At 65.0% G+C, this 15,233-nt stretch carries 12 protein-coding genes and 1 pseudogene; 6 read left to right on the top strand and 7 right to left on the bottom strand.

Annotated features, from left to right (window positions below; genetic code table 11):
- Window positions 1-86 precede the first annotated feature (86 nt).
- Genes dxs through xseB form a run of 3 tightly spaced genes read right to left on the bottom strand, consistent with a single transcriptional unit; the run spans window position 87 to window position 3,172 of the window.
- Complete coding sequence (gene dxs / locus H7F36_RS11900; protein ID WP_187051024.1) at window positions 87-1,952, bottom strand: 1-deoxy-D-xylulose-5-phosphate synthase; 1,866 nt, start codon at window positions 1,950-1,952, stop codon at window positions 87-89.
- A 12-nt stretch (window positions 1,953-1,964) separates the two neighbouring features.
- Window positions 1,965-2,912, bottom strand: coding sequence for a polyprenyl synthetase family protein (locus tag H7F36_RS11895; protein WP_410003020.1), 948 nt, complete (start codon window positions 2,910-2,912; stop codon window positions 1,965-1,967).
- A 14-nt stretch (window positions 2,913-2,926) separates the two neighbouring features.
- Window positions 2,927-3,172, bottom strand: coding sequence for an exodeoxyribonuclease VII small subunit (gene xseB, locus H7F36_RS11890; RefSeq protein WP_187051022.1), 246 nt, complete (start codon window positions 3,170-3,172; stop codon window positions 2,927-2,929).
- Between the two features lie 165 nt (window positions 3,173-3,337).
- On the opposite strand from xseB, the gene H7F36_RS11885 reads away from it, so the two are divergent.
- The 4 genes from H7F36_RS11885 to H7F36_RS11870 all read left to right on the top strand — a co-directional run bounded on the left by H7F36_RS11885 (window position 3,338) and on the right by H7F36_RS11870 (window position 8,716).
- Window positions 3,338-4,495, top strand: coding sequence for an aromatic ring-hydroxylating oxygenase subunit alpha (locus H7F36_RS11885; protein WP_187051021.1), 1,158 nt, complete (start codon window positions 3,338-3,340; stop codon window positions 4,493-4,495).
- Entirely contained in the window at window positions 4,495-5,418 is a 924-nt protein-coding gene (locus tag H7F36_RS11880) for a DMT family transporter (RefSeq protein ID WP_187051020.1), read from the top strand. The genes H7F36_RS11885 and H7F36_RS11880 overlap by 1 nt, the downstream gene beginning before the upstream one ends.
- Before the next feature lie 37 nt (window positions 5,419-5,455).
- Entirely contained in the window at window positions 5,456-6,364 is a 909-nt protein-coding gene (locus H7F36_RS11875; protein WP_187051019.1) for a sulfurtransferase, read from the top strand.
- A gap of 105 nt (window positions 6,365-6,469) precedes the next feature.
- Window positions 6,470-8,716, top strand: a complete 2,247-nt coding sequence (locus H7F36_RS11870) for a DUF3300 domain-containing protein (protein WP_187051018.1) — start codon at window positions 6,470-6,472, stop codon at window positions 8,714-8,716.
- Window positions 8,717-9,088: 372 nt separating this feature from the next.
- Here H7F36_RS11870 and H7F36_RS11865 read toward each other — a convergent pair whose 3' ends face one another.
- The 4 genes and pseudogenes from H7F36_RS11865 to polA all read right to left on the bottom strand — a co-directional run bounded on the left by H7F36_RS11865 (window position 9,089) and on the right by polA (window position 13,528).
- Window positions 9,089-9,304 carry a hypothetical protein gene (locus tag H7F36_RS11865; protein ID WP_187055154.1) on the bottom strand — a complete coding sequence of 72 codons (216 nt, stop codon included), beginning with the start codon at window positions 9,302-9,304 and terminating at the stop codon, window positions 9,089-9,091.
- A 79-nt stretch (window positions 9,305-9,383) separates the two neighbouring features.
- Window positions 9,384-10,337, bottom strand: coding sequence for a ZIP family metal transporter (locus tag H7F36_RS11860; RefSeq protein WP_187051017.1), 954 nt, complete (start codon window positions 10,335-10,337; stop codon window positions 9,384-9,386).
- A 74-nt stretch (window positions 10,338-10,411) separates the two neighbouring features.
- Window positions 10,412-10,672, bottom strand: a pseudogene (locus H7F36_RS11855) (dienelactone hydrolase family protein); the annotation flags it as partial.
- Window positions 10,673-10,690: 18 nt separating this feature from the next.
- A complete protein-coding gene (gene polA / locus H7F36_RS11850; protein ID WP_187051016.1) occupies window positions 10,691-13,528 on the bottom strand; it encodes a DNA polymerase I in 2,838 nt (945 codons plus the stop codon).
- Between the two features lie 110 nt (window positions 13,529-13,638).
- Between polA and H7F36_RS11845 the strand changes: the two genes are divergently transcribed.
- Together H7F36_RS11845 and H7F36_RS11840 are read left to right on the top strand one after the other, a co-directional pair.
- Window positions 13,639-14,028, top strand: coding sequence for a hypothetical protein (locus H7F36_RS11845; RefSeq protein WP_187051015.1), 390 nt, complete (start codon window positions 13,639-13,641; stop codon window positions 14,026-14,028).
- 12 nt (window positions 14,029-14,040) lie between these two features.
- Window positions 14,041-15,228: a homoserine kinase gene (locus tag H7F36_RS11840; RefSeq protein WP_187051014.1), complete on the top strand. Its 1,188-nt coding sequence runs from the start codon at window positions 14,041-14,043 to the stop codon at window positions 15,226-15,228.
- The last annotated feature ends 5 nt before the right edge of the window (window positions 15,229-15,233 follow it).

The following is a 15,233-nucleotide window of genomic DNA, read 5'->3' as shown; positions in this document are numbered from 1 at the left end:
CGCCCGAGCGGGATTTCGCCGCGGCGAATCCGAGGACGTTCTGGGCGACGCAGGAACGCCGCGGACCGGATCAACTCGTCAACGTGTCAGCTCAGCGCTGTGGCTTCGACCGGGAATCGCGCCTCGATAGACGCTTGAATGCCTGCCGCGTCGAGCCCGAGCCCCGACAGCAACTTGACCGGATCGCCATGCTCGATGAAGCGGTCGGGCAAGCCGAGCTGCAGCACAGGCTTCTGAAGGCCGGCCACTTGCAGCGCCTCGAGCACTGCGCTACCCGCGCCGCCCATGATCGCGCCCTCCTCGAGGGTGACGATGGCATCGTGCGACTTCGCCATTTCGTTCAGCAACGCGACGTCCAGCGGCTTGGCCCAGCGCATATTGACGACCGTGGCGTCGAGCGCCTCGGCCGCGACCAGCGCTGGATACAGCAACGTGCCGAAAGCGAGGATCACGATGCCTTTGCCCATGCGGCGCACTTCGCCCTTGCCGAAAGGCAGCGCATCGAGCGTGAGGTGCGGCGTAACGCCCGCGCCGGCGCCGCGTGGATAACGCACCGCCACCGGGTGGTTCTGCTCGTATGCGCTGGTGAGCAGCTGGCGGCACTCCGCCTCGTCGGCCGGGCAAGCGATGCTCATGTTCGGGATGCAGCGCAAGAAGGGAATGTCGTAGGCGCCTGCGTGCGTGGCGCCGTCAGCGCCCACCAGCCCAGCGCGATCGAGCGCGAATACGACAGGCAAATTCTGGATCGCAACGTCGTGGATCAGCTGGTCGTAGGCACGCTGCAGAAAGGTCGAGTAGATGGCCACGACCGGCTTCAGCCCTTCGCAAGCCAGGCCGGCCGCGAAAGTGACGGCGTGCTGCTCAGCAATGCCGACGTCGTAGTAGCGATCCGGAAAGCGCTGCTCGAACTCGACCAGCCCCGAGCCCTCGCGCATCGCCGGTGTGATGCCGACCAGGCGACCGTCCTGCGCGGCCGTGTCGCACAGCCACTGGCCGAAGACTTGCGTGAATGTCTGCTTGGGTTGCGTGGTCGGCTTGACGATGCCAATGCTCGGATCGAACTTGCCAGGGCCGTGATAGGCCACGGGATCGGCCTCGGCCAGCTTGTAGCCCTGGCCCTTTTTGGTGACGACGTGCAGAAACTGCGGGCCGTGCAGATGCTTCAGGTTCTCGAGCGTGGGCACCAGCGAATCGAGGTCGTGTCCATCGATCGGGCCGACGTAGTTGAAGCCGAACTGCTCGAACAGCGTGGCTGGCACGACCATGCCCTTGGCATGCTGCTCGAAGCGCTTGGCAAGCTCGAACAACGGCGGCGCGCCGCGCAGCACGCTCTTGCCGACGTTCTTCGCGGCGGCGTAGAAATTGCCGCTCATCAGCTGCGCCAAATAGCGGTTGAGCGCACCGACCGGCGGGCTGATCGACATGTCGTTGTCGTTCAGGATCACCAGCAGCTTGCAGTCGGCCACGCCTGCATTGTTGAGCGCCTCGAAAGCCATGCCGGCCGTGAGTGCGCCGTCGCCGATGATCGCCACGGCATGGCGGTCTTCGCCCTTTTGCTTGGCGGCCATCGCCATGCCGAGCGCAGCCGAAATACTGGTCGACGAATGCGCCGTGCCGAAGGTGTCGTACTCGCTTTCGCTGCGCTGCGGAAAGCCTGAGATGCCGCCTTGCTGCCGCAGCGTCGGCATGCGCTCACGCCGGCCGGTCAGGATCTTGTGCGGATAGGTCTGATGACCCACGTCCCACACCAGGCGGTCGTGCGGCGTGTTGAAGACGTGGTGCAGCGCGACGGTCAGCTCCACCGTGCCCAGGTTCGAACTGAGGTGGCCACCGGTGCGCGACACGTTGTCGAGCACGCAGGCACGCACCTCGTCGGCCAGTTGCTGCAACTGCGCGCGGTCATATTCGCGGATCGGGGACGGGTCGTGGAGAGTGGGGAGCAGCGGAGCCATGAAGAGTTGTTGTTATCGGTCGCGATCGACGACCATATGGGCCAGCGCTCGCAGCGCGTTGGTGTCGGGCAATGCGCTGCGTTCGAGCGCCGCCAGGGCCGCAGTGAGAAGTTGTTGCGCCTGCGCACGTGCGCCGTCGAGGCCAAGCAAGGAGACGTAAGTGGGTTTGTCGCTGGCTGCATCCTTGCCGGCGGTTTTGCCAAGCGTGTGCGAATCGGCAGTGACGTCGAGGATGTCGTCGACCACCTGGAATGCGAGCCCGATAGCAGCGCCATAGTCGCGCATCGCGGCCAATGCAGGCGCGGGCACGCTGGCAGCGCACGCCGCGCCCATCTCGACGCTGCCTTGCAGCAGCGCGCCGGTCTTCATGCGATGCATTTCGCGGAGTTGCGGCTCGTCGAGCGAGCGCCCGACGCTGGCCAGGTCGATGGCCTGCCCACCGGCCATGCCCTGGCTGCCGGCGGCACGTGCCAGCAGGCGGCACAGCAGGGCCTGCATCACCGGAGGTACCGCATCGCCAACAGCGTTCGGGTCATCGGCGTCGGGAGTCAGCAGCTCGAACGCCAACGCCTGCAGCGCATCACCGGCCAACAGCGCATCGGCCTCGCCGAACTTGACGTGCACCGTGGGCTTGCCGCGGCGAAGAATGTCGTTGTCCATGCACGGCAGGTCGTCGTGCACGAGGGAATAGGCGTGGATGAGCTCGGCGGCACAGGCGGCGCGCAGGGCGGCGTCGGGCCGGCCGTGCACGGCCTCGCAGGCCGCCATCACCAGCAGCGGCCGGAGGCGCTTACCGCCGTCTAGCACCGCGTACCGCATCGCATCGCCCAGCAGCAGCGGCGCATCGACGCCGACCCAACGCGACAGGGCCGCCTCGACGTTAGCCAGATGCGGCTCGCTCCAGGCGGCGAGGCGCGCGGCATCCCACCGCACGGCGGGCAGAGCAGAAGGGTCTGTCATCGCTGAGTGCGAACTCATTCGGCGGTCCACACCTTAAGGCTGCCAGCGTCGAGCACCTTGATCTGGTCTTCGACGGCTTGCAGCTTGTCGCGGCAGAACGTCAGCAAGGCCGCGCCGCGCTGGTAGCTGACCAACAACTGGTCGAGCGGCAACTGGCCCGATTCGAGCTCAGCTACCAACTGTTCGAGCTCCTGAACGCCGGCTTCGTAGGTTGCGGGCAACGCGATCGTGACTGGCTGGAGAGAAGGCACCTTGGGCATGCGGAAATCGATTGTTCGTGTGGAGAAGCTGGAAGATAGCCCGGTCGGGGTAAGGCATTTTAGGTCGGGGCACGATTTGGGGGCGGCAGGTACAATCGCGCCCCTGCCCGACGGTTTATCCGTTCATCTTTTTCTCTCCCTGTGGGGAGCTTGGTCAGGTCTCCCATGTCTGATTTAAGTCTTCAACTGCAGCAGGCCGCTAGCCCCCTTCACGTTTCTGCGTACTTCGACGAGGCGCTCTACGCCCGCGAGCTGCAAACGTTGTTTGCCCAAGGCCCGCGCTACGTCGGCCATAGCCTGGCCGTGCCCGAGCCGGGAAACTTCCATACGCTGCCCCAGGAACACCACGGCCGCGCACTCGTGCATACGCCCAAGGGCATCGAGCTGATTTCGAACGTGTGCCGCCATCGGCAGGCGCTGATCCTGCAGGGCCGCGGCCAGCTCGCCTCGCAAGCCGGCGGCAACATCGTTTGCCCGCTGCACCGCTGGACCTACGCCGCTGCAGACCCTCGAACCACCGGCACGCTGATCGGCGCGCCGCATTTCGACCAGGACCCCTGCCTCAACCTGCACAACTACCCACTGACCGAGTGGAACGGCCTGCTGTTCGAGCGCAATGCGAGTGCCGATGGCACGAGCCGCGACGTCGCTGCCGACATGGCGAGCCTGGGCCCGCGTGCCGACCTCGACTTCACCGGCTACGCGCTCGACCGGGTCGAACTGCACGAGTGCAACTACAACTGGAAGACCTTCATCGAGGTCTACCTCGAGGACTATCACGTGGGCCCGTTTCATCCGGGTCTCGGCAGCTTCGTCACCTGCGACGACTTGCGCTGGGAGTTCAACCGGCATTTCTCGGTGCAAACGGTGGGCGTCGCCAATCGGCTGGGCCGCGCGGGCAGCCCGGTCTATCAAAAATGGCAGGAGCAACTGCTGAAGTACCGAGAAGGCAAGCCGCCCAAGTACGGCGCGATCTGGCTCACCTACTACCCGCACGTGATGGTCGAGTGGTATCCGCATGTGTTGACGGTGTCGACGCTGCACCCGATCAGTCCGACGAAAACGCTCAACATGGTGGAGTTTTTCTACCCTGAAGAAATCGTCGCTTTCGAGCGCGAGTTCGTGGAAGCGCAACAGGCCGCCTACATGGAAACCTGCGTCGAAGACGACGAGATCGCCGAGCGCATGGATGCCGGGCGGCGCGCGCTCATGCTGCGTGGCGACGACGAGAGCGGGCCTTACCAGAGCCCGATGGAAGACGGCATGCAGCAGTTTCACGAGTGGTATCGGCGGGAGATGCACACCACGACGCAGCCGCGCTGATGCAGGCGCTATGGATGGTGCTGGCCTCGCTGCTGTTCGCCAGCATGGGCGTCTGCGTGAAGATCGCATCGGCCTGGTTCTCCAGCTCTGAACTGGTCTTCTATCGCGGCATGGTCGGCATCGTTTTTCTGGCGGCGATCGCCCGAAGCCGCGGCGTCTCGCTCGCGACGAAGTACCCGGGCATGCACGCATGGCGCAGCACGGTCGGCGTGCTCTCGCTTGGCGCCTGGTTCTACGCCATCGCCCACATGCCGCTCGCCACCGCGATGACGCTCAACTACATGAGCAGCATCTGGATAGCGGTGTTTCTGGTCGGGGGCGCACTGCTCGCCTGGGTGCCGGTGCCGGGTCGCGACGGCAGCCTGCCCAAGCCGCCACTACAGGGTCCGCTGGTGCTGGCCGTGATCGCCAGCTTCTGCGGCGTGGTGATGGTGCTGAAGCCTACCGTCGGCGACAACCAGGGCTTTGCCGGCTTGATGGGCTTGATGTCCGGGCTGACCGCCGCCTTCGCCTACATGCAGGTCGTCGCGCTCTCTCGCCTGGGCGAACCCGAGACCCGCACGGTGTTTTATTTTGCGGTTGGTTCTGCCGTGGTGGGTCTGGCGGCGGCGTTGACGACCGGCTTTTCGACATGGGACTGGATGCACGCGATATGGCTGCTGCCGGTCGGCGTGCTGGCGTCGCTCGGACAACTCTGCATGACCCGCGCCTACGCCAGCGCCAAGACCGAAGGCGGTACGCTGACGGTCGCCAACCTGCAATATTCGGGCATCGTGTTTTCAGGCATCTACAGCGTGCTCGTATTCGGGGACCGCATCGACGGCGCGGGCTGGGCCGGAATGGCGCTGATCGTAGCGAGCGGCATCGCAGCGACCGTGCTGCGCCAACGCTCGCTGCCGAAGGCGCCGGCTGAAGAACACTGACAACATCGAAGAAGCTGAAGAAGAGCGAAGGACTTTTATGTACGCAACCCTGATCTCCGTCGAGCAAACGCAAGCACTGCAAACAGCGGGCGCAGCGATGATGATTTTCGACTGCACCTTCGCGCTGATGCAACCCGAGGCAGGCGCTGTGGAGTACGGCGCCTCGCACATCCCCGGCGCGGTCTATGCCAACCTCGATACCGACCTGAGCGCACCGCACGGCGCCCCGAGCAGCGACGGCACCGTGTTGGTCGCGAACGACGAAGGCAAGCCGTCGTCGGGCGGGCGCCACCCTTTGCCGAGCCGCGAAAAATTCGTGTCCTGGTTGTCGAGCGTTGGCTTCCGCGACGACATGCAGGCTGTCGTGTACGACCGCAACGGTGCCAACTATTGCGGCCGCTTGTGGTGGATGCTGAAGTGGATAGGCCATGACGCCGTCGCGGTGCTCGACGGAGGCTTGCAGGCCTGGCAAGCCGAAGGCGGCGCGGTGACCGAACGCGAAGAGCCGGCACGTTTCCAGTCCAACTTTGTCGCGAGCGCGCCCCGCCTTGCGCTGGTCCAAACGGCTGAAGTGCTGGCGCATCTCGGCGACGGATCACGGACGTTGATCGATGCACGCGCCGGTGCCCGATATCGCGGCGAGGTCGAACCACTCGACCCGATTGCCGGCCACATCCCAGGCGCGTTGAACCGGCCTTTCAGCGACAACCTCGGCCCCGACGGCAAGTTCAAACCGGCGGCCCAGCTGCGGGCGGAATTCAAAGCGTTGCTTGCCGGCCGCGACGCCGCCACCGTCGTTCACCATTGCGGCAGCGGCGTGAGCGCGCTGCCCAATTTGCTGGCGATGGAAATTGCCGGGCTGGGTCCGACCGGCCTGTATGCCGGCAGCTGGAGCGAATGGAGCAACACGCCGGGCCTGCCGACGCGCCAGGGCGCCGCGCCGTAAAGCTGAACGACAGGCGCGGCCGATACGCACTGTCACATCCTGCGTCGGCGAGCGCGCTACGGTGAACGTTGATTGGGGAGCACCTCGCTCTTCAGAAAGCGCTCCATGAACCAAACCTCTCCAGGCCTGACAAAAGGCTTCAAAAGCGCCAAGACCGCCATCGCAGCACTCTGCATTGCGGCGTTGATGCTGGCCGGATGCGACAAGATCGGCAGCCTATCGGCACCGGCCGCCGCGCCCAACATTGCGACCACGCCCGCGGTCGAAACGCCGGCGCCGTCCATCGTTGCCCAGCCGGTTAGCGCACCCGCAGCACCCGTCTACGTGCCTCCCGGTGCCGAGCAGCTGTACCAAATGGTCGCGCCCATCGCGCTGTATCCGGACAAGCTTGTCGCGCAGGTATTGGCCGGCTCGACCTACCCCGACCAAGTCACTGCGGCCGATGCGTGGATCGTGCAGAACGGTGGGTTGAAGGCCGGTCCGCTGGCCGATGCCGCCGAGCGGCAATCCTGGGACCCGAGCATCAAGTCGCTCACCGCATTCAAGCGCGTGCTCGACCAGATGGCGAAGAACCTGCCATGGACCACCGCCCTGGGACAGGCCTACTACAACGACCCGGACGACGTGATGAATGCGATCCAGGTCATGCGTCAGCGCGCATCGCGTGCAGGTCAACTAAGAAGCACGCCCAAGCTGCGCGTAGCGACTGCATCGGCGCCCGCCAACTACACGCCCGACCCGAACGCCCCTGTTTATTACGCCGGACCGGCCGTCATCGAGCCGCCGCCGCAGTACATCACCATCGAGCCCGCGCAGCCCGACGTGGTCTACGTGCCGAGCTACGACCCGGAAGTCATCTATGGCGAGCCGGTCGCGGCGTACCCAGGGTATGCCTACGCGCCGCCGGTGTATGTCGAACAGCGCGATCCTCGCTATTCGAATGGGCAGATCGCCGCGGCGGGTGCGGTGACTTTTGGCCTGGGCGTGGTGGTCGGCTCTGCGCTGGAGCGCCACGGCTGGGGCTGGAACTCGTGGGGCATGAACTGGGGACGCCCTGACGCCTACCGCGATGGCAATCGACCGCAAGGCGTTCGCGGCTTCGACCGGCCGGCCGTGGTCTACAACCAGTCGACCTACATTCCGCGCGCCGAGTTTGCGGGAGGCGGCAACGCACGCGGACCGCAGCAGATACAGCTACAGCTACAGCAGGCTCAACAAGCTCAAGCGATCGCGCAACAGCAGCAGGTCCAGCAAGCCCAGCAAAATCCGCAAAGGGCCCAACAGCAGTTGCAGATTCAGCAAGCGCAGCAAGCGCAACAGGTACAGGCGCAGCAAGCACGAGGGCAGCAACAGCAACAGCAACAAGCGATGCAGGCGCAGGCGCAAGCGCAAGCGCAGCAGCAAGCACAACAAGCGCAGCTTCGCCAACAGGAGCAGGCACGTCGACAGCAGACCCAGCAGGCGCAGGTGAATCAACAGCAAGCGCAGCAGGTCCAGCAGCAACAAGCTCAGCGGGCACAACAGGATCAGGCGAGGCGCGAGCAAGTCCAGCAGCAGCAGGAGCAGGCGCGCCGTCAACAGCAGCAAGGACAACAGGCGCAGCAACAGCAGCAGCAGGCTGCACAAGAACAGTCACGCCGCCAGCAGGAACAAGGTCAACGTGCGCAGCAGGTTCAGACCCAGCAAGCACAACAAGCGCAAGCTCAAGCACAACAAGCGCAGGCACGCCAACAGCAAGAGCAGCAGGAGCAAGCGCGTCGTCAGCAGGCTCAGGTGAATCAGCAGCAAGCGCAGGCACAGCAAGCGCAACAAGCCCAACAAGCTCAAGCGCGTCAGCAGCAGGCCCAGGCCCAGCAAGCACAACAAGCGCAGGCACGCCAACAGCAAGAGCAGCAAGAGCAAGCGCGTCGTCAGCAGGCTCAGGTGAATCAGCAGCAAGCGCAGGCACAGCAAGCGCAACAAGCCCAACAAGCTCAAGCGCGTCAGCAGCAGGCCCAGGCCCAGGCACAACAAACACAGGCTCAAGCTCAGGAACGGCAACAACAAGCTCAGGCGCAACAGGCACAGCAGGCCCAAGCTCATGCGCAACAGCAACAGCAGGCGCAAGCCCAGATCCGCCAGCAACAAGCGCAGGCTCAACAAGCGCAGCAGGCGCAGCAGGCGCAGGCTCACGCACAACAACAACAAGCTCAGATGCAGATGCAGCAGCAGGCGCAACAACAGCAACAACAAGCCCAGCAGCAGCAGGCGCAGCAGCAAGCGCAAGCTCAGCAACAACGCCGCGCGCAGGAGCAACAGGTACGTGCCGCAGGGCGGCCTCCGGGTGGCCGCCCTGACGATCCGAATCGCTGACCGACAGTGCCATCGCTCGCAGAACCGCGTTTCGTTGGCGGCGCGCTAGCGATGTAGGTCGGGCCGAAACGAGCGCGGCACGCCGAGGGCATCTCGCTACCGCGCCCGCTCGCCGCAGCACCTCAGCGCCGCACGCGTTGCGGCCGCACGCTCATGCCGACGGCGTATGCCGGGATCACCTGCAGGATCGGAAGGTGCTGAAGCAGCCACACCGGCCATGGCAGACGGTGCCGGCCATCGCTTTCGGCACCACACCAGCCGCTGCGCCAGCAAGGGTCTTGCCCAATCCGTCGAGCGTTTGCGGCATTCCCACGACCGCCTGGTTCAGTGCGTTGACGGCGCCGCGCGTCTGTGGCAGAAGGCGCTAGTCGCTCAGTCCGGCGCGTTCAGCACCCGGTCGCTCTCTTCGTCCGACGGCACGTTGTCGGCGTCGAGCCCGCTGGCCTCGCTCAGGTCGAGGCCCGTCTCTTCTTCAAGCTCGTCCATGCCTTCGTTCTCCGGCGAATCGAATTCCTCTCCGAGCAACGGTGCGTCTTTGGGGATGTCGGTGGGTTCGCCAGAGCGGCGGGTGGGGTCCACGTTGGGCATGTTCGGCTCTCCTTTGACTGCGGCTTCAGAAATCGAAGCACGTGGACGCATAGTGCACCCGCCGGCCGACTTTGGCGATTCAGCCGCGGGGAAGAATCGATGTCGGAAAAGGCCGTGCGAGTGCGATGTCGTCGGGCATCAGGAACCGCACCGCACCCTGTTCGTGGCCATGCGCCTGGTGATCGCCATGACCCGCATGCTCGCCGTGCGCCAGTCGGCTCACCAGCGTGACCAGCACGATCCCCGCCACCAGCCACACGATTTGCGCCGCCGTCTGGCGCGCCGGCAAACGCCGCTGCAATTGCGGAATCAAATCGGCCAGCGCGACGTAGACGAAGCTGCTGCCGGCCAGCACCAGAAAGTACGGCAGCCACGCGTGAAGCTGGTCTACCAGCCACCAGCCGGCGATGCCACCGAGCGCGGTCATGGTGCCGGCGAGCGACACCTTGAGAAGCGCAGCACGCGGGTTGGGCGAACTCTGCCGCAACACGACCAGGTCGCCAATGTGGTGCGGCACTTCGTGCGCCAGCACCGCCACTGCGGCCACCAGGCCCAGCTTCAAGTCCGCGGTAAACGCCGAGGCGATCAGGATGCCGTCTCCGAAGCAGTGCACGCTGTCGCCGGTGAGCACGGCCCAACCGCCGGCCTTGGGAGGACGTCCGTGGTCGTGCGTGTCGTCGTGCCCATGCGAATGGTCATGACTGTGATCGCCGTGATCATGGACGTCCGCATCCGCCTGGTGATGCTCGTGCCCGTGGTGCCACAGCTCCGCCTTGTCGAGCAGAAAGAAAAACACCAGCCCGAACAGCAGCACCGCGAACAGCACCGCCGGCTCGATGCCGCTTTCGAAGGCCTCGGGCAGCAGGTGCATGAAGGCGGTCGCGAGCAGCGCGCCGGCGGCAAGACTCAACAGGTGCTGCGGATTGACGCCGCCGGCGTCGCGCCGCACGCCGACGCGCATCAGCAAAGCGGCCAGCCAGACGCTGCCGATGCCGGAGACCAGCGTCGCCGCGATGATTGCAATCAGGTTCATGGCTCTTCTAAAAATAAAAAAAGCCGCCCCGAGGGACGGCTTCGATAGTCGATCGGACCGAAAAGTCGACGGCGTCAGGTCACGCCGTGCGCCTTGAACCGCGCCACGTCGCGCTTCCATCGGCTTTCCGCCGGACCTTGCACATAACTCGGCCGGTAGCCCACATGAACCGCGTGGCCGGCTTCCGGGAACACCACAAATTCGGAAGTTTTGGCTCCCGCACTTCCAGTCGCCAAAGCTACTTTCATCTTATCAATGCTGTCAAGCGGGATGCCCCCGTCCTTGCCGCCATAGAGGCCGAGCAACCGCGCGTTCAAGGTCGCGGCGATGTCGATCGATCAATGCACCTTGCATCAATGCGCCTTGTCCCAGTTCGGCCCGAAGCCGATTTCCGCCAACAGCGGCACCTTGAGCGCCGCGACCCCCGCCATGATCTTCGGCACCTCGGTGCGTACCCACTCGACCTCTGCCTCCGGCACTTCGAACACCAGCTCGTCGTGCACCTGCATGATCATCTTCGTCGCACGCTCCTCGGCGTCGAGCACGCGCTGCACCTCGACCATGCTCAGCTTGATCAGGTCGGCCGCCGTGCCCTGCATCGGCGCGTTGATGGCAGCACGTTCAGCCCCGCCTCGGCGCGGGCCATTGGGTGAGTTGATCTCCGGCAGGTAAAGCCGCCGACCGAACACGGTCTCGACATACCCTTGCGCCTTGGCTGTGAGCTTGGTCTCGTCCATGTACGCCTTCACACCCGGATAGCGCGCAAAGTAGCGCTCGATGTACGAGGCTGCCGCCTTGGTCTCGATGCCCAGATTACGCGCCAACCCGAAGCTGCTCATGCCGTAGATCAAGCCGAAGTTGATGACCTTGGCATAGCGGCGCTGCTCACTCGACACCTGCTCGGGCGTGCCGCCGAAGACTTCGGCGGCGGTGGCGCGGTGCACGTCGATGCCATCGGTAAAGGCTCGCAGCAGCGACTCGTCGCTGCTCAGGTGCGCCATGATGCGCAGCTCGATTTGCGAATAGTCGGCGCTGGCGATCACGCTACCGGCCGGCGCCACAAAGGCTTCGCGCACGCGCCGGCCCTCGGCGGTTTTGACGGGGATGTTCTGCAGGTTCGGATCGTTGCTGCTGAGGCGACCCGTCACGGCCACGGCCTGCGCATAGTGCGTGTGGACGCGGCCGGTGCGCGGGTTGGCGAGTTGGCCGAGCTTGTCGGTGTAGGTGCCCTTGAGCTTGGACAGGCCGCGATGCTCCAAAATCTTGGCCGGCAACGGAAAGTCTTCAGCAAGTTTTTCGAGCACCTCTTCATCGGTGCTGGGCGCGCCACTCGGTGTCTTTTTGACCACCGGCAGGCCGAGTTTGGTGAAGAAGATTTCGGCGATCTGCTTCGGCGAGCCGAGGTTGAAGGGCTGGCCCGCCAGTTCATAGGCTTCGGTCTCCAGCGCCATGATGCGCAGGCCGAGCTCGTGGCTTTGCGTGGCCAGCATCGGCGCGTCGATCAGCACGCCGGTGCGCTCGATGCGGTAGAGCGATTCGCTGCTGCGCATTTCCAGCTCGTAGATGAAGCGCAGTTTGGCATCGGCTTCGAGCAGCGGCCACAGCACGCGATGCACATCGAGCGTCTGGTCCGAGTCTTCGCACGAATATTCGGCGGCCTTGGCGATGTCGACCTGGCTGAACGAGATCTGGTGCGCGCCCTTGCCGCACAGGTCTTCGTAGTCGATTCCGCTGCGGCCCAGGTGGCGCTCGGCCAGGCTGGCCAGGCCGTGCGGCCGATGCACTTCGATCACGTAGCTTTGCAGCATGGTGTCGTGCGCGTAGCCCTGCACTTCGATGCCGTGGTTGGCGAACACATGGCGGTCGTATTTGACGTGCTGGCCGAGCTTCTGTTTAGCGCCGTTTTCAAGCCAGGGCTTGAGGCGGGCCAACACCTCGTCGCGCGGCAGTTGCGCCGGTGCGTCGGGGTAGTTGTGGGCCAGCGGAATGTAGGCGGCCTCACCGGGCTTGACGCTGAAACTGACGCCGACAATTTCGGCGCGCATCGCGTCGAGCGACGTGGTTTCGGTGTCGACCGCGACCAGTTCGGCGGCTTCGACGCGCGCCAGCCAGCTGTCGAAAAGTTCCCAACTCAGGATCGTGTCGTAGGCCAGGTTGCTGACCGGTTCGGCCAGCGCGTTGGCGTCGAGCACGGAACTTTCTCCCGATCCTTGTCCCTCTGCAAACAGGTCGCCGTTGTTGCTTTCAGCAATACTTTTATCGCCCTTGCGCTGCTTGTTTTCAGCAATCAGTTCGGGCGGCACGGCATGCGTTTCAAGCGTCCTGACCAAGCCCTTGAAGCCGTACTTTTCGTAGAAGGTCTTGAGGCCGTCGACCTGCTGCTCGCCGATGGCAATGCTGGCCAGCGACGGCAGGCCGGTGACGTGGCCGTTCAGATCGCAATCGGTGCGGATGGTCACCAACCGCTTGCCCTGCGGCAACCAATCGAGCGCGTTGCGCAGGTTCTCGCCGGCCTGGCCCTTGATGTCGCCCGCGTGCAGCAGCAGCGCATCGAGCGAGCCGTATTCCATCAGCCACTTCGCGGCGGTTTTGGGCCCGACTTTGGCGACGCCGGGCACGTTGTCGACCGTGTCGCCGACCAGCGTCTGATAGTCCACCATCAGGTGGGGCGGCACGCCGAACTCGGCCGTCACGCCGGCGATGTCGCGCTTCTTGCCGTTCATGGTGTCGATGATGGTCACGTGCTCGTCGACCAGCTGGCTCATGTCCTTGTCGCCGCTCGACACGATCACCTCGATCGACTGTCGCGCCGCCGTGCGGGCCAGCGTGCCGATAACGTCGTCGGCCTCGACATCGGGCACGGTGAGTACGGTCCAGCCCAACAGCTGCACGACCTCGTGGATGGCCGGCACCTGACTGCGCAAATCGTCCGGCATCGGCGAGCGATGCGCTTTGTAGTCGGGGTACCAGTCGTCTCGGAACGTCTTGCCGGGCGCGTCGAACACGCAGGCGGCGTAGTCTGCGCGCACCTCGCGCCGGAGTGCCTGCATCATGTTGACCATTCCGCGGATGGCCCCGGTGGCCGGACTGGTCGGGTCGCCCGGCACGGCGCGCAAGTCGGGCATGGCGTGGAAGGCGCGGTACAAATAGCTCGAACCATCGACGAGCAGCAGCGTTTTCTTGTCTGTCATCTCACCATTTTGCCGCGCGCGGCGGGTGCATCGACGGAGCCTCGGCTCGGCGTCGGCCGATGTCACCTGCTTACAACTGAGGGGGGCACACGCCACCTACAATCGCATACATGTTCTCCACCGATTCCTCCTTCGCCCGCCGCGCCGTCGCCCTCGTGCTCTGCGCGGTGCCATTCGGCCTGGCGACCATGGCGGTGGCGCAAACCCCGGCAGCCGCTGCACCTGCGACACCCGCCGCCCCGGAAGCCGCGCAAAGCCAGGAGCAGTCCTCGCCTCGGCAGAACCAGAAGATCGAGAACATCCACGTCGAAGACAGCAGCGCCACGGTCGACGAGGTGCGTTACGGCGGCCGCACGCAGAGCATCAATGTCAAGCCCAAGTCCAACATGCCGGGGTACGAGGTGTTGCAACCTGGAACCGGTGGATCCGGCCCCGGCAGCAACGACGCGAGCAACACCAACGGCAACGGGCCGCGCGTCTGGAACGTCCTCAAGTTCTGAACGCCTAGCGCCGTGGCGGTCTTTACTGAAGTCGGATTCGACCCCGCGGACGAGCTTGTCCGGCGCTTAGGGCTCGGTGCCTTGCGCGAGCTGCGCGGCATCGAAGGCGGCATCGAGAACACCAACTACTTCGCGACCACCGAACAGGGCGAATACGTCCTGACGGTGTTCGAGCGGCTCGGTTTTCAGCAGCTGCCGTATTACCTTTGCCTTATGAAGCATCTGGCCGAGCGCGGCATTCCGGTGCCGGCGCCTGCTGCCGATCCGACTGTGGTGTCCGGCGCCATTGGAGTCGTTGCTGCACTCGGTGCACAAGCCAAGACCCAGGCGCTGAAAGTGCCATCGATCGCACCCTGCGCGCTGCTGCACACCCTGAACGGCAAGCCCGCCGCCGTGGTGCAACGACTGTCCGGCAAGAGCGAACTCGCGCCCACGGCGGCCCACTGCGCCGAGTTGGGCCACATGCTGGCGCGAATGCACCTGGCCGGACGCGATTTCGACCGCCTGCAGCCCAATCTGCGTGGCCTCGCCTGGTGGAACGACACGGCGCCTGTGGTGCTGCCGTACCTCGAAGCCTCTCAGGCCGCATTGCTGCGCGGCGAACTCGCGTACCAGAACCATGTGGCCGAGTCGTCGAGCTACGCCGCTTTGCCACGCGGACCGGTGCACGCCGACTTGTTCCGCGACAACGCGATGTTCGCTACAGGGGTCGATGGCGAATGCAGCGACGGCGAATTCAGCGACGGCCCAGGCAGCGCACCACGCCTGACGGGCATTTTCGATTTCTACTTCGCCGGCACCGACACCTGGCTGTTCGACCTGGCCGTGTGCCTGAACGATTGGGCGATCGACCTTCCCACCGGCGAGCACGATGCGGCGCGGGCCGATGCGCTGTTGGCCGCGTATGCCACCGTGCGGCCGCTCACCGGCCCCGAGCGCGCGTTGTTGCCCGCCCTGCTGCGCGCGGCCGCACTGCGCTTCTGGATATCGCGGCTGTGGGACTACCATCTGCCGCGCGCAGCCAGCATGCTGAAGCCGCACGACCCGACCCACTTCGAGCGGGTGCTGCGCCAACGTGCGCGGCATCCCGACGCGCTGCAGATGCCGATATCTGCAGCAGACCCGACACCGGCTCTTATTCCGATCTTCACTTCGGTGGAAGCGCCCGCGACGGCACAAACCGCAGCAGCTACCGCCTGACCTCG

This window comes from Variovorax sp. PAMC28562 (genome assembly GCF_014303735.1).
Lineage (GTDB): Bacteria > Pseudomonadota > Gammaproteobacteria > Burkholderiales > Burkholderiaceae_C > Variovorax.
The sequence above is the reverse complement of the archived record's forward strand: the minus strand, read 5'-3'. Positions and strand labels throughout refer to the sequence as shown.

Coding starts and splice junctions, on each gene's coding strand:
- dxs (WP_187051024.1), bottom strand. CDS start 1,952: ATGGCTCCGCTGCTCCCCACTCTCCACGACCCGTCCCCGATCCGCGAA.
- H7F36_RS11895 (WP_410003020.1), bottom strand. CDS start 2,912: ATGACAGACCCTTCTGCTCTGCCCGCCGTGCGGTGGGATGCCGCGCGC.
- xseB (WP_187051022.1), bottom strand. CDS start 3,172: ATGCCCAAGGTGCCTTCTCTCCAGCCAGTCACGATCGCGTTGCCCGCA.
- H7F36_RS11885 (WP_187051021.1), top strand. CDS start 3,338: ATGTCTGATTTAAGTCTTCAACTGCAGCAGGCCGCTAGCCCCCTTCAC.
- H7F36_RS11880 (WP_187051020.1), top strand. CDS start 4,495: ATGCAGGCGCTATGGATGGTGCTGGCCTCGCTGCTGTTCGCCAGCATG.
- H7F36_RS11875 (WP_187051019.1), top strand. CDS start 5,456: ATGTACGCAACCCTGATCTCCGTCGAGCAAACGCAAGCACTGCAAACA.
- H7F36_RS11870 (WP_187051018.1), top strand. CDS start 6,470: ATGAACCAAACCTCTCCAGGCCTGACAAAAGGCTTCAAAAGCGCCAAG.
- H7F36_RS11865 (WP_187055154.1), bottom strand. CDS start 9,304: ATGCCCAACGTGGACCCCACCCGCCGCTCTGGCGAACCCACCGACATC.
- H7F36_RS11860 (WP_187051017.1), bottom strand. CDS start 10,337: ATGAACCTGATTGCAATCATCGCGGCGACGCTGGTCTCCGGCATCGGC.
- polA (WP_187051016.1), bottom strand. CDS start 13,528: ATGACAGACAAGAAAACGCTGCTGCTCGTCGATGGTTCGAGCTATTTG.
- H7F36_RS11845 (WP_187051015.1), top strand. CDS start 13,639: ATGTTCTCCACCGATTCCTCCTTCGCCCGCCGCGCCGTCGCCCTCGTG.